Below are 13184 nucleotides of genomic sequence, written 5' to 3' on the forward strand. Positions count from 1 at the left end.
GACATTGCACCATTAACGCCGTTTGCGACGCGTCTGTTTTACTTTAGTTTTTACTATAACCTCAGGGACGACAGGCTGCTCTATCGGAAATACGGGTAATGCGTTCAACAAACGTTTACCGTAGTTTTTGGTCAACAGGCGCTTGTCATAAATGACTACCTCTCCCCAACAGCTATGGCTACGGATCAGGCGGCCAACTTGCTGGATCAGGTTGAATGAAGCGCTTGGCAGGCTCTGGACTTCAAACGGGTAGCGGTTGAGGCTTTTGAGCCATTCGCCTTCGGTCACCACCACCGGGCTGTCTATCGGCGGAAACGCAATTTTATGAATATGCACCTGGCTTAACAGGTCGCCTTTCAAATCTAACCCTTCTGCAAATGATTGCAGCCCAACCAGTACGCTACGCTCGCCGTTTTCAACCCGTTTGCGATGCAGTTCCACCAGCCGATAGCGTGGTTTATCGCCCTGAACAAGCAGCAGCAGGCGCAGATCGGTAACGTGTTCGAGAAAACGCTGCATCGCCCTTCCGCTAGCAAACAGCACCAGCATGCCAAGATGCTTTTTGCTCTCGACCTGCTCACGAAAATAAGCCGCCATTTCCGCAATATGCTGCTCTTCGTTGTCAATAAGCGGTTCATAGTGCATCTGTGGGATGATAATTTTACCCTGTTCGACATGGTTAAAGGGCGAATCCAGCGCCACAAAGCGATCGCCTGCTTTCTCTTTCAGCCCGCTCATCTCCTGCAGACGCGAAAAGCTATTGAGCGAACGCAGCGTCGCCGAGGTCACGATGATATGCGGAACGCTGCGCCAGAGCAGCCTTTCCAGCTGATCGCTGACGCGGATCCCCACGCAGTGGAACCAGATATGCATCTGGCCATCCCGCAGATCGCGCGTGGCCCATTTTGTAACCGGCGCACCGGATGACTGCGCCAGCGACGCCAGCCGCCACAGTTTACTTTGGCTTTCAAACATCCCCAGTGCGCGGTTCATTTGTAAAAGAACCCGGTGCAGACGCACCACGTCATGGCTGCCGGTTTTTTCACTCAGATCGTTCAGGAACAGCTCCGCCAGGCCGCGCAGGGTTTCGGTAAGCTTCGCGAGACGCTGGCAGATCTCCATCACTTCCTGCGGCAGCTCACCCATCGGGAAGCGGTGCTCCGCCTCCTGTCCGGCCGGCATATAGAGATTGAGGATATTATTCAGGGAGGAGATCAGCTCAAACAACTCTTCGCAATGTGCGTTCAAACGCTCGGGATTCGCCAGCGGCGGCGTGGTTTTCGGACGAAACTGCTCCATGCAGGTAGAAACCAGTTTCGTGAACAGGTCCAGCTGCAGGCGGTACCATGGGGCGGTAATTTCCGCGCTCATCTCCAGCGCATCGCGGGCGACATCCGGCAGGTGGTGGCCTTCATCCAGCACCAGCAGCAGATGCTTCGGATCCGGCAGCACCGATTCGCTCTCCATGGCCGCCATGACCAGCGCGTGATTCGCCACCACCACTTCCGCTTCCTGAATTTCCCGCCGGGCAACGAAGAACGGACATTCGCGGTAATAGTAGCAATTGCGGTTAAGGCAGCTGGCTTTATCAGTGCTCAGGCGGCTCCACAGAGAATCATCCACGTTTTTATCGGTATGATCGCGCAGACCGTCCCATTTATAGCTATCAAGATCCGCTTTCAGCGTCGCGCACAGCTTCTGTTCTGCCTGGTTATTTGGCGTGAGCTCGTCGTCCAGGAAAGCCAGCAGGTCCTGCTGCGTCGGTTCGCTGCTGGCGAGCGCGGCCAGGTTACGCGGGCAGACGTAGCGCCCGCGGCCAAAGGCGGCGGTGAAGCGCAGGTCGGGAATGATTTTGCGCAGTAGCGGCAGGTCTTTACTGTAGATCTGGTCCTGTAATGCAACGTTGGCGGTACTGACCACCAGCGTTTTTTGATCTTCGCGAGCGATGGCAATACCGGGGATCAGGTATGACAGGGTTTTGCCGACGCCGGTCGGCGCTTCAATCGCCAGGTGCCGCCCTTCTTCCCCGGCTAGCGTCTTCGCGACATCGGCAATCATTTGCCGCTGCGGGGGACGGGGAATAAAGTCCGGAATTTGTTCCTGGAGCGCCTTATACCAGGCGGCGATTTGCGCTTTTAGCGCAGCGGTCAAAGCCATGAGAAAACCTGAATACTGTATAAACAGCCACTATTGTGCCATTTTTGACTGGGCGGAGGTATCCCTTTTTCGGCAAACGGGAAGCGGCCTCGCAGAATCTGTCGAAAAATGATCGTTCAGAATCTCAACAATGTCCAATCAGCTAGCGATATCCATACAATAACAATACGTATCACCGTTATTTACGTTGATAACAGATATCGAGTTTCCCTTTAAAAGGGAAAATATCAAAAAAAGAGAAAAAATGAATAAACGTAGCTAAACATATTCCGAAAAAATAGAACCAAAAAGATAAAAAATAAGCTTAATCGTTTAATATCAGCAAAATACAGTATAACTACACTTATAAGATACTTTATCTAAACCACTAATCCGTATACTACCTTTTAGAACCCACATGGGGATGTAAATTATTGAGGGTATTTATGGTTGCTTTTTTAATGTTATTGGTTTCTGTTATTCTTTTGGTGGTCGCCGGTTATAATTTTGTCAGCTATTGCAGAAGCCGAAAAAATGGCTCATTGCCGAAAGTGAAGCCACATAAAAAATAATGCCTGTCTGATGAACAACCACGAGCGTGAAAGCTCACATCGCATGGGGTCACGCTGCGGCAGGTTATCCCACCGCAGCCAGAACGCTATTACTCAGCCGCGGCAGGTTTGCGCGGGCGACGACGGCGAGGAGGCTTACCGTCCTGAGTACGCGCTTTCGGCGCTTCGCCATCGGTACGACGCGGAGCGGACTGCTGACTGCGCCCTTGACCCTGGCCGCCGCGTCCCTGGCTTTGACCGCCGCGACCGCCGCCGCCACGCTGCTGGCGACCGTTCTGAATTGGCTCTGCCTTAATGGAAGGATCCGGCTCGTAGCCTGCAATGGCGATACGCGGGATCTCTTTTTTCAGCAAGCGTTCGATATCATGCAGCAGTTTATGTTCGTCCACGCAGACCAGCGACAGCGCTTCGCCCGTTGCCGCAGCGCGACCGGTACGACCGATGCGATGTACATAATCTTCCGGTACGTTTGGCAGCTCGTAGTTCACCACGTGCGGCAACTCTTCAATATCCAGACCACGCGCGGCGATATCGGTTGCCACCAGCACGCGAATACCGCCGGATTTAAAGTCTGCCAATGCGCGGGTACGTGCGCCCTGGCTCTTATTACCGTGAATCGCGGCGCTACGGATGCCATCTTTATTGAGCTGTTCAGCCAGGTGGTTGGCACCGTGCTTAGTACGGGTAAAGACCAGCACCTGCTGCCAGTTGCCTTCGCCGATCATCTGCGACAGCAGCTCGCGCTTGCGCTTTTTATCGACAAAATGCACCAGTTGGCTCACCTGCTCAGAAGCGGTGTTCCGACGGGCCACTTCGATTTCCAGCGGGTTACGCAGCAGCTTTTCCGCCAGCGATTTAATGTCGTCAGAGAAAGTTGCTGAGAACAGCAGGTTCTGACGTTTCGGCGGCAGCTTCGCCAGCACGCGACGAATATCGTGAATAAAGCCCATATCCAGCATACGGTCGGCTTCATCCAGCACCAGCACTTCAACCTTGTCCAGGCTAACTGCGTTCTGGTGCTCAAGATCCAACAGACGGCCCGGCGTTGCCACCAGGATATCAACGCCGCTGCGCAGCTTCATCATCTGCGGATTAATACTCACGCCGCCGAAAACCACCAGCGAACGAATATTGAGATATTTACTGTAATCCCGCACGTTCTCGCCAATCTGTGCCGCCAGCTCGCGCGTCGGAGTCAGGATCAGGGCGCGTACCGGGCGACGGCCTTTAGCATGCGGTTCTTTTTGGATCAGATGCTGAAGTAGCGGTAGCGTAAACCCCGCCGTTTTGCCGGTACCGGTCTGGGCGCTGGCCATCAGATCGCGCCCCTGTAATACAGCAGGAATAGCCTGCTGCTGAATGGGGGTTGGCTCAACGTAGCCCTGCTCAGCAACCGCGCGCAGGATTTCAGGATTCAGGCCAAGGGAATCAAAAGACATAACAACTCCGAACCGCCCCGGCCCTTCACAGGCGTAGTTTTCAGGGAGATTATTGCGAAAGAGATGGCAAAAACCACAATGCCATGAAGCAGCGCAGTCTAGCAGATTTTGTGACGAACCGCATAAAATCTCCCGAAAAGAATCCTCTGACTAATAAACTACTGCTTCCCGTACTGTAGATGAGGAGCGGCAATTCCGCTTCGTGATATATCTCCACAACAACAGCCACCAGCGCGATTTATTAATCGATATGGAAACCGCGAACGGAAACAGAGAAGCGCCGCCGCAGAACGCGGCGGCGAAAGCAATTAACGTAGACGATACTTAATTTTTTCGACCATCATCGCGGTGGAAATACCGTAGCGATCGTGCAGGGTCGGCAGCGCGCCGGCCAGCAGAAACTCGTCAGGTAAACCAACGGTATCCAGCTCGCAGCGTACGCCTTTGCGCATCAGCAGTGCGGCAACCGCCTCCCCTAACCCACCGACCGATGTATGGTTTTCTGCGGTCACTACCAGGCGGCCAGGCTTCGACGCCTGCTCAATAATCGCTTTTTCATCAAGCGGCTTGATGGTTGGCACGTGCAATACGGCCACGCTGATGTTATCGGCGCGTAGCTTTTCGACCGCCTCCAGCGCGCGCATGGTCATCAGCCCGGAAGAGATAATCAGCACATCATTGCCGTCCTCCAGCAGCTTCGCCTTGCCCAGCTCAAACTGATAGTCGTATTTGTCCAGCACCAGCGGCACCTTACCGCGCAGCAGGCGCATATACACCGGGCCGTTATGGTCGGCAATTGCCGGTACCGCCTGCTCTATCTCCAGCGCATCGCAAGGATCAACGATGACCATGCCGGGAATGCCGCGCATAATCGCCAGATCTTCGGTTGCCTGATGGCTTGGCCCGTAGCCCGTTGTCAGACCCGGCAGCGCTGCGCAGATCTTCACGTTAAGATGTTCTTCGGCGATCACCTGATGGATAAAATCATAGGCGCGGCGGGTGGCAAACGCAGCGTAGGTGGTAGCGAAGGGAATAAATCCCTCTTTCGCCATGCCCCCCGCAGCGCCCATCAGCAGCTGTTCCGCCATTCCCATCTGGAAAAAGCGATCCGGGAAGGCCTGGGCGAAAATATGCAGATCGGTGTACTTTGACAGGTCTGCCGTCATACCAACGATTTCCGGGCGCTGCGCCGCCAGTTTTGACAGCGCGACGCCAAACGGCGCAGGGATCGTCGCCTGACCTTCATCGGCAATAGAGGCGATCATGGCGGACGTTTTTAAGCGTGGTTTACTCTGGCTCATTACAGCACTCCTTCCGGTTTGTTGGCGTCCAGCACCGCAATCGCTTTTTGCCACTCGTCAGCATCGACGCGTATAAAATGGTTCTTATCGCGGGTTTCGAGAAACGGCACTCCTTTACCCATCAACGTGTCGCAGAGAATGACCCGCGGCTGGTTGCCGGTATGACTTTTCGCGTTGTCGAAGGCGGCAATCACCGTGGCCAGATCGTTACCGTCTACGCGCTGTACGTACCAGCCGAAGGCGGCCCATTTTTCATGCAGCGGCTCAAAACCGAGGATTTTGCGCGAATCGCCGTCCGCCTGCTGTTTGTTGACATCAACGATGTTAATCAGGTTAGTCAGGCCATAGTGAGCCGCCGACATCGCCGCTTCCCAGGTCGAACCTTCGTCCAGCTCCCCATCTGACATAGAGTTATAAACCCAGGAGGTACTACTTTTTTGCTTCAGCCCGAGCGCCATTCCTACGGCAATGGACAGCCCCTGTCCCAGCGAACCACCGGACATCTCCATCCCTGGCGTGTAGGCCGCCATCCCCGACATCGGTAGTCGGCTGTCGTCGGAGCCGTAGGTTTCCAGCTCCTCTTCCGGGATAATTCCTGCCTCCAGCAGCGCGGCATAATAGGCAATAGCGTAGTGGCCGTGAGAGAGCAGGAAGCGATCGCGCCCTTCCCACTCAGGGTCTTCCGGACGGTAGGTCATCGCGTGGCTAAATGCGGTTGCCAGCACGTCGGCATAGCCCAGCGCCTGGCCGATATAGCCCTGTCCCTGAACTTCACCCATTTGCAGGGCGTAGCGGCGGATACGCCACGCCGCCGCGGCGACTTTTTGTGATTCGGTCATCTTCATCTCGTTGCCTCGCTTAGTGAATTAACATGCCGCCGTTAACGTCAAGGGTGATACCGGTAGAGTAGGACGCGAGATCGCTTCCCAGGAACAGCGCGGCGCGCGCGATGTCTACCGCGTCGCCGAGGCGGTTCATCGGGATCCCGGCAAGGATGTTGGCCGTCATGTCGTCGGTCAGCTTACCGGCGGTGATATCAGTCTGAATCAGCCCAGGGGTGATGCAGTTAACACGGACGTTATCCGGGCCAAGCTCGCGCGCCATCGCCCGCGCCAGGCCGAGCACACCAGCTTTTGCCGCGCTATAGTGCGGGCCGCCGAAGATACCGCCGCCGCGCTGGGCGGAAACGGAAGAGATGCAGACGATGCTGCCGGATTTTTGCGCTCTCATTGTCGGGATAACCGCCTGCGACATCAGCAGCGTGCCACGCAGGCTGACATCAAGCACCGCGTCATAGTTAGCGCGCTTGATGTCCATCAGCTTCAGCGGCTGAGTAATACCGGCGTTATTCACCAGCACATCGATCCGGCCATATTTAGCCATGATTTGTTCGACTGCCGCCTGTACCTGAACTTCGTCAGCGACGTTCGCTGCAAGGCCGAGATGGCCTTCGCCTAATGCCGCAGCGGCGGCTTTGCTGGCGTCACCATTGAGGTCGATAATGACCACTTTAGCGCCGTTTTCGGCAAATAATTTCGCGGTAGCAAAACCCAAACCGCGTGCGGAGGCCGCGCCAGTAATAATGGCGACTTTATCTTTTAATAACATATTTTCACTCCATGACATTACGTCATATTAATTAACAGGATATATTTCCGTTATTGTGGTTCATCGAGGAAGAGAATAACCAGCAGGCCAATTGCTGCGCAGATACCAAAATAGGTAAATACAGAATTAAAGCTGCCGGTCTTGTCGAGTAAAAAACCAGCAGCCATCGGAGCAACAAATCCGCCAAGGTTGCCACCGCTGTTGATAATAGAGGAGGCAATGGGATAAGTTTTCGTATCCGAAACCGCCATACCGTACGCAGTGAATGCAGGCCAGCCAATATTCAGGCATAAACCGACAAAAAATAACCCAACACATACCGCCCAGGTGCTTGCCGGAATATTCAGCATAATTAACATCATGACCACGGTGGAAATTGCAGTAAACATCATCGTTGGCTTACGTCGACGACCTAATAATTTATCTGAAATCCATCCGCCGCCAATCGCGCCAATAAAGCCACCGATGCATGGCATACTGGCTACAAACCCCATACTCATGACATCAAAACCGCGCTCTTTCACTAAATAGAGTGGGATCCAGGTTAATAAGCCATACAGCACGCTAACCATCATAAAATAGGCCAGGCAGTCACCAAGGATATTTTTAGAGGTGAATAATCCCTTCGCTGTATCAATAGGCGCCATCTTCTTCACCCGAATAATTTTATCGAGTAAGGTAAAGCGATCGGCAATTAATATATTTTCTCGCTCGGTATTTGTGTGATTATCCCGCCCGGCATTGATCTCTTCCAGTTCACTTTGTGAAACAAATCCACTCTCAGAGGGTTTTGACTTCACCAGTAAATACCAGGCGATCGCCGCCACAATCCCCGGGATCGCAAAAGAGAAAAAGCCCCACCGCCAGCCCCATGTGACCGCAATCCACACCGCCAGCGGCGGCACAATAATCGGCGCAAACATGGTGGCCGCGATGTAAACGCCGGTTGCCGTGGCTTTCTCTTTCGGCGGGAACCAGTTGTTAATGGTTGAAGCCAGACCCACCGGGCATGGCCCTTCACTAAGCCCCAGCCCAAGACGCACCATCTTCAGGCCAAACACGGAACTCACCGTGCCCATCAGCCAGGTGAAAGCGGAAAAGCCAAAAATTGACAGTGAAACTAACCCCCGCGTGCCGCGTTTAGCGATGAAAAAACCTGCCGGGATCTGGCTTACCGCATAGCCAAGGAAAAACATACTGGCGATGGCCCCGGCTTCAAAATTGTTGATATGAAACTCATCAATGATGAACGGCAGCACCGCGCCGATATTGGTTCTGTCGGCGTAATTTATTGCATACACCAGGAAAATCATCGTCAAAACCACGAAACGATATTTTGTCTTCCTGGCGTCAGTACAGACTACAGTATCTATACGTGACATAGGGTATCCTCATTTCATTATTGTTTTATGTTTTTTCGCGAACCTTACCGCATCGCGCCTTGTTATCAGGCCTGTGGTTGCAATATAACAACCCAAAAAAGAAAGGGTATTCAAAAAACCTCAATTATGAATGAGAAAAATTTGCTTCGTGACTACATTCAAATTCCTGTAAACGATGTTGTGAAAAATCTTTCTCATTTAAAACTGTTAACTTCATCACGGATTGCTACATAACTTATTTTTTGGCTATGTTATGCTGACTTCTCAATTAGTGGGACAAAGGCAGTGTTAACTTCTTACTCGCTAATAAAAAAACGCCATGCCTTATTCCATTCCCCGGAGGAAATCATGACGCAGCCGCTGCAAAATAAAAGCTTGCCAGTGCCGTCGTTACGCAATATTCAGGCGTTCATTGAAGTAGCCGATACCGGCAGCCTGAACCTCGCTGCCGAAAATCTTAATATCACCGCTTCGGCCGTCAGCCACCAGATAGCCAGCCTGGAACAATATCTCGGAAAGAAGCTATTTTCCCGCAGCAGTAGAGGAGTGATATTAACCACAATTGGTGAAAAATATCTTAAAGAAGTTTCCGGGGCATTAAATATTATTGGCCAGGCCACCAACCAGGTCATAAATGATATTCATCAGGATTATTTACGCATTCATTCCGCGCCGAGTTTTGGATTACTGTGGTTAATGCCCCGGTTAAATAAATTCCGCCAGGCCTGGCCAGAGCTGAAAATTAGCCTGACCTGCTCTTACGAAAGCATTCAGTTCTCCCGCGATAATATTGATATCGATATTCGCCATGGGCTTTCACAATGGCCAACACTGGTCGTCAAAACCATCAAGAATGAACGGGTGCTCCCTTATACATCATCATCTTATTTAGCCAGCCATGATATTCAGGCCATTGAAGATTTACTGGCCTGCGATCTTATTCATTCGGATAGTACGCTGATAAACTGGAGCAACTGGTTGTCCTGGCATAAGGTTCGCGGCTGGAATAAAAACTATATTTTTAATTTTGACCGTTCCTATATGAGCATTGAGGCCGCACGCATGGGCATGGGTATTATTCTCGAGAGCAATTTGCTCGCCGGACAGAGTATTCGCCAGGGGCATCTGCAACCCGTGTTTACTGACGATGTCAGTATGCCGGTGAATGCTCACCACTTCGTTTTACCGCATCCCAATGAACAAAAAGAGAAAGTGAAGATATTCTTTAATTGGGTTTCTGAAGAGTTGAATTATGAAGGATTTCATATCTAGCCGCGGACGATGGACAAAACTGAAATCCGCGTCTAAAGTTAATCAATCGATTGATTAACTTTTCAAACGCGATGACTACGACACCAATGACCAGCAAAGGCGAACAGGCGAAAAGCCAGCTTATCGCCGCCGCTATCGCCCAGTTCGGCGAATACGGCCTGCACGCGACAACCCGCGATATCGCCGCCCTGGCCGGGCAAAATATCGCCGCCATAACCTACTATTTTGGCTCTAAAGACGATCTTTATCTCGCCTGCGCCCAGTGGATTGCCGATTTTATCGAGCAAAATTTTCGCCCCCACGCGCAGGCGGCAGAGGATCTGCTGGCTCAGCCCGCACAGGATAAAGCCGCAATCCGTACTCTGATTTTGCGCGCCTGTCAGAATATGATCTTGCTTCTGACCCAGGAAGACACGGTCAATTTGAGCAAGTTCATCTCTCGCGAACAGCTGTCGCCAACGCCGGCCTATCAGCTCATCCACGATCAGGTCATTGCCCCGCTACACTGCTATCTGACCCGATTAATCGCTGCCTGGACCGGCCTTGATGCGAACAGCACGCAAATGGTCCTCCACACTCATGCGCTGCTGGGCGAGGTTCTCGCTTTTCGACTCGGGCGAGAAACGGTACTGCGCCGTGCGGGTTGGGCTGAGTTCGACCAGGACAAAACCGAGCAAATTTTTGAGGTTATCACCTGCCATATTGATTTCGTTCTACAAGGATTATCGCAAAGGAGTCTGGAGTCATGAAAAAACCGCTCATTGTCGTTCTACTGCTTCTCCTGCTGGCCGCTATGATTGGCGGAGGCTGGTGGTGGTACCAGAGCAGTCAGCAAAAAGAGCTGACGCTTTATGGCAACGTGGATATTCGTACCGTTAATCTGAGCTTCCGCGTGGGTGGGCGTCTGGCGTCGCTAAGCGTCGATGAGGGCGATGCGATTAAAACCGGGCAAACGCTGGGCGAACTGGATCGCGCTCCCTACGAGAATGCCCTGCAGCAAGCGCAGGCCAACGTTTCCACCGCTCAGGCGCAGTACGACCTGATGATGGCCGGTTATCGTTCGGAAGAGATTGCCCAGGCCGCCGCCGCGGTTAATCAGGCGCAGGCGGCTTACGACTACGCGCAGAATTTCTACCAACGCCAGTTAGGGCTACGCAAAAGCAGCGCTATCTCCGCGAACGACCTCGAAAACGCCCGCTCCTCGCGCGATCAGGCTCAGGCCACGCTGAAGTCTGCACAGGATAAACTGCGCCAGTACCGTGCCGGTAATCGTCCGCAGGAAATCGCCCAGGCTAAAGCCAGCCTTGAGCAGGCACAGGCCGCGCTGGCGCAAGCGAAGCTCGATCTGCACGATACCACGCTGACCGCGCCGTCCGACGGCACCCTGATGACCCGCGCCGTCGAGCCAGGTAGCATGCTCAGCGCGGGCGGCACGGTAATGACGTTATCGTTAACTCATCCGGTTTGGGCTCGCGCTTACATCGATGAAAAAAATCTCGGACAGGCCCAACCGGGGCGCGAAGTGCTGCTCTATACCGATAGTCGACCAGATAAACCTTACCGCGGCAAAATTGGTTTCGTCTCCCCAACGGCCGAATTTACGCCGAAAACCGTTGAAACGCCGGACCTGCGCACCGATCTGGTTTATCGCCTGCGAATTGTGGTGACCGATGCCGACGACGCCCTGCGCCAGGGGATGCCGGTGACCGTCACCTTCAGTAACGGAAACGGCCAATGAGCGAAGACGTTATCACGCTGAGCGGGCTGACCCGGAGCTTTCCCGGAATGGACCGCCCGGCCGTCGCGCCGCTGGACTGCACCATTCGTTCCGGCTACGTAACCGGGCTGGTCGGCCCTGACGGCGCCGGGAAAACCACGCTGATGCGCATGCTCGCCGGGCTGCTTAAAGCCGATGCAGGCAGCGCAAAAGTGATAGGCTTCGACCCCATTGCCGACGACAGCGCCCTGCACGCGGTGCTCGGCTATATGCCGCAGAAATTCGGCTTGTATGAAGATCTCACGGTGATGGAAAACCTCACGCTCTACGCCGATCTGCGCAGCGTCACCGGCGAAGCACGGGAGAAAACCTTCGCCCGGCTGCTGGAATTTACCTCCCTTGGCCCCTTTACTGGCCGACTGGCGGGCAAACTTTCCGGCGGCATGAAGCAGAAGCTTGGCCTCGCCTGCACCCTTGTCGGCGAACCGAAAGTGCTGCTGCTGGATGAACCCGGCGTCGGCGTCGACCCCATCTCACGCCGTGAACTGTGGCAGATGGTTCACGAGCTGGCGGGGGATGGGATGCTAATCCTCTGGAGCACCTCCTACCTCGATGAAGCCGAACAGTGCCGCGACGTGCTGTTGATGAACGAAGGCCAGTTGCTCTATCAGGGCGCGCCAAAAGAGCTGACCCAGACGATGGCCGGGCGTAGCTTTTTGGTTTCCAGCAGCAAGGAGAATAACCGCCGCTTACTCCAGCGTACGCTAAAACTGCCGCAGGTGAGCGATGGCGTGATTCAGGGCAAATCGGTACGTCTGATCCTCAAAAAAGAGGCCAGCATTAACGAAGTCCAGCGCGCCGCCGATATGCCACCGCTGGAGATAGCCGAAACCACGCCGCGCTTTGAGGATGCCTTCATCGACCTGCTGGGCGGTGCCGGTACTGCCGAATCACCGTTGGGCAAAATTATCCACACCGTGGAGGGATCACATGATGACACGGTGATTGAAGCGCAGACGTTGACCAAAAAATTCGGCGATTTTGCCGCCACCGACCACGTTGATTTCCAGGTCAAACGTGGAGAGATTTTTGGTCTCCTGGGCCCTAACGGCGCGGGCAAGTCCACCACCTTTAAGATGATGTGCGGTCTGCTGGTCCCCACCTCCGGTAAAGCGCTGGTGCTGGGGATGGACCTGAAAGTCAGCTCCGGCAAGGCGCGTCAGCATCTGGGCTATATGGCGCAGAAGTTCTCGCTGTACGGTAACCTTTCCGTTGAGCAGAATCTGCGTTTCTTCTCTGGTGTTTACGGTCTTCGCGGCAAAGCGCAAAACGACAAAATCGCCAGCATGAGCGAGGCGTTCGGCCTGAAAAGCATTGCCCGACAGGCCGCCGACGACCTGCCGCTCGGCTATAAGCAGCGCCTGGCGCTGGCTTGCTCGCTAATGCATGAGCCGGATATTCTGTTTCTTGATGAGCCGACTTCGGGCGTCGATCCCCTCACCCGCCGCGAGTTCTGGCTGCATATCAACAGCATGGTGGATAAGGGCGTCACGGTGATGGTCACCACCCACTTTATGGATGAAGCGGAGTACTGCGATCGTATCGGCCTGGTCTATCACGGCAAGCTTATCGCCAGCGGCACGCCGGACTCCCTGAAGGCGATGGCGGCGGATGAAGAACAGCCTGACCCAACTATGGAACAGGCATTTATTACCCTCATCCACGACTGGGATAAGGAGAACGCCAGTGAGCGCTAA

The 13184-nt window shown here is 53.9% G+C and carries 11 protein-coding genes; 5 read left to right on the forward strand and 6 right to left on the reverse strand.

The features are described from left to right. Window positions 1–12: 12 nt before the first annotated feature. Window positions 13–2157: an ATP-dependent DNA helicase DinG gene (gene dinG, locus FN082_RS01525; protein WP_142461886.1), complete on the reverse strand. Its 2145-nt coding sequence runs from the start codon at window positions 2155–2157 to the stop codon at window positions 13–15. 440 nt (window positions 2158–2597) lie between these two features. Here dinG and FN082_RS30425 point away from each other — a divergent pair, with 440 nt between their 5' ends. After that, on the forward strand, window positions 2598–2708 hold the full coding sequence (locus FN082_RS30425; RefSeq protein WP_227016025.1) for a small membrane protein: 111 nt from the start codon (window positions 2598–2600) through the stop codon (window positions 2706–2708). A gap of 89 nt (window positions 2709–2797) precedes the next feature. On the opposite strand, the gene rhlE is transcribed toward FN082_RS30425, so the two are convergent. The 5 genes from rhlE to FN082_RS01555 all read right to left on the reverse strand — a co-directional run bounded on the left by rhlE (window position 2798) and on the right by FN082_RS01555 (window position 8438). Continuing rightward, window positions 2798–4147, reverse strand: coding sequence for an ATP-dependent RNA helicase RhlE (rhlE, locus tag FN082_RS01535; protein WP_142981037.1), 1350 nt, complete (start codon window positions 4145–4147; stop codon window positions 2798–2800). A gap of 308 nt (window positions 4148–4455) precedes the next feature. Then, window positions 4456–5448, reverse strand: coding sequence for a transketolase family protein (locus FN082_RS01540; RefSeq protein ID WP_139538812.1), 993 nt, complete (start codon window positions 5446–5448; stop codon window positions 4456–4458). After that, complete coding sequence (locus FN082_RS01545) at window positions 5448–6293, reverse strand: transketolase (protein WP_139538811.1); 846 nt, start codon at window positions 6291–6293, stop codon at window positions 5448–5450. The genes FN082_RS01540 and FN082_RS01545 overlap by 1 nt, the downstream gene beginning before the upstream one ends. Window positions 6294–6306: 13 nt before the next feature. Further along, window positions 6307–7056 carry an SDR family NAD(P)-dependent oxidoreductase gene (locus tag FN082_RS01550; protein WP_142465805.1) on the reverse strand — a complete coding sequence of 250 codons (750 nt, stop codon included), beginning with the start codon at window positions 7054–7056 and terminating at the stop codon, window positions 6307–6309. 50 nt (window positions 7057–7106) lie between these two features. Continuing rightward, the gene (locus FN082_RS01555) at window positions 7107–8438 is read right to left on the reverse strand and encodes an MFS transporter (RefSeq protein WP_142981038.1); all 1332 of its coding nucleotides are present in this window, start codon (window positions 8436–8438) and stop codon (window positions 7107–7109) included. 348 nt (window positions 8439–8786) lie between these two features. Between FN082_RS01555 and FN082_RS01565 the strand changes: the two genes are divergently transcribed. The 4 genes from FN082_RS01565 (at window position 8787) to FN082_RS01580 (ending at window position 13184) form a co-directional block, all read left to right on the forward strand. After that, the gene (locus tag FN082_RS01565) at window positions 8787–9710 is read left to right on the forward strand and encodes a LysR substrate-binding domain-containing protein (protein ID WP_139538807.1); all 924 of its coding nucleotides are present in this window, start codon (window positions 8787–8789) and stop codon (window positions 9708–9710) included. A 71-nt stretch (window positions 9711–9781) separates the two neighbouring features. After that, complete coding sequence (gene cecR, locus FN082_RS01570; protein WP_139538806.1) at window positions 9782–10459, forward strand: transcriptional regulator CecR; 678 nt, start codon at window positions 9782–9784, stop codon at window positions 10457–10459. Then, window positions 10456–11448: a secretion protein HlyD gene (hlyD, locus tag FN082_RS01575; RefSeq protein ID WP_139538805.1), complete on the forward strand. Its 993-nt coding sequence runs from the start codon at window positions 10456–10458 to the stop codon at window positions 11446–11448. Before cecR ends, hlyD begins: the two co-directional genes overlap by 4 nt. Continuing rightward, window positions 11445–13184: an ATP-binding cassette domain-containing protein gene (locus FN082_RS01580; protein ID WP_139538804.1), complete on the forward strand. Its 1740-nt coding sequence runs from the start codon at window positions 11445–11447 to the stop codon at window positions 13182–13184. Before hlyD ends, FN082_RS01580 begins: the two co-directional genes overlap by 4 nt.

The organism is Klebsiella spallanzanii (genome assembly GCF_902158555.1).
GTDB lineage: Bacteria > Pseudomonadota > Gammaproteobacteria > Enterobacterales > Enterobacteriaceae > Klebsiella > Klebsiella spallanzanii.

What these genes read in the sequence shown, in the direction of transcription:
- dinG (WP_142461886.1), bottom strand. Translation starts at nt 2,157, where the DNA reads ATGGCTTTGACCGCTGCGCTAAAAGCGCAAATCGCCGCCTGGTATAAG.
- FN082_RS30425 (WP_227016025.1), top strand. Translation starts at nt 2,598, where the DNA reads ATGTTATTGGTTTCTGTTATTCTTTTGGTGGTCGCCGGTTATAATTTT.
- rhlE (WP_142981037.1), bottom strand. Translation starts at nt 4,147, where the DNA reads ATGTCTTTTGATTCCCTTGGCCTGAATCCTGAAATCCTGCGCGCGGTT.
- FN082_RS01540 (WP_139538812.1), bottom strand. Translation starts at nt 5,448, where the DNA reads ATGAGCCAGAGTAAACCACGCTTAAAAACGTCCGCCATGATCGCCTCT.
- FN082_RS01545 (WP_139538811.1), bottom strand. Translation starts at nt 6,293, where the DNA reads ATGAAGATGACCGAATCACAAAAAGTCGCCGCGGCGGCGTGGCGTATC.
- FN082_RS01550 (WP_142465805.1), bottom strand. Translation starts at nt 7,056, where the DNA reads ATGTTATTAAAAGATAAAGTCGCCATTATTACTGGCGCGGCCTCCGCA.
- FN082_RS01555 (WP_142981038.1), bottom strand. Translation starts at nt 8,438, where the DNA reads ATGTCACGTATAGATACTGTAGTCTGTACTGACGCCAGGAAGACAAAA.
- FN082_RS01565 (WP_139538807.1), top strand. Translation starts at nt 8,787, where the DNA reads ATGACGCAGCCGCTGCAAAATAAAAGCTTGCCAGTGCCGTCGTTACGC.
- cecR (WP_139538806.1), top strand. Translation starts at nt 9,782, where the DNA reads ATGACTACGACACCAATGACCAGCAAAGGCGAACAGGCGAAAAGCCAG.
- hlyD (WP_139538805.1), top strand. Translation starts at nt 10,456, where the DNA reads ATGAAAAAACCGCTCATTGTCGTTCTACTGCTTCTCCTGCTGGCCGCT.
- FN082_RS01580 (WP_139538804.1), top strand. Translation starts at nt 11,445, where the DNA reads ATGAGCGAAGACGTTATCACGCTGAGCGGGCTGACCCGGAGCTTTCCC.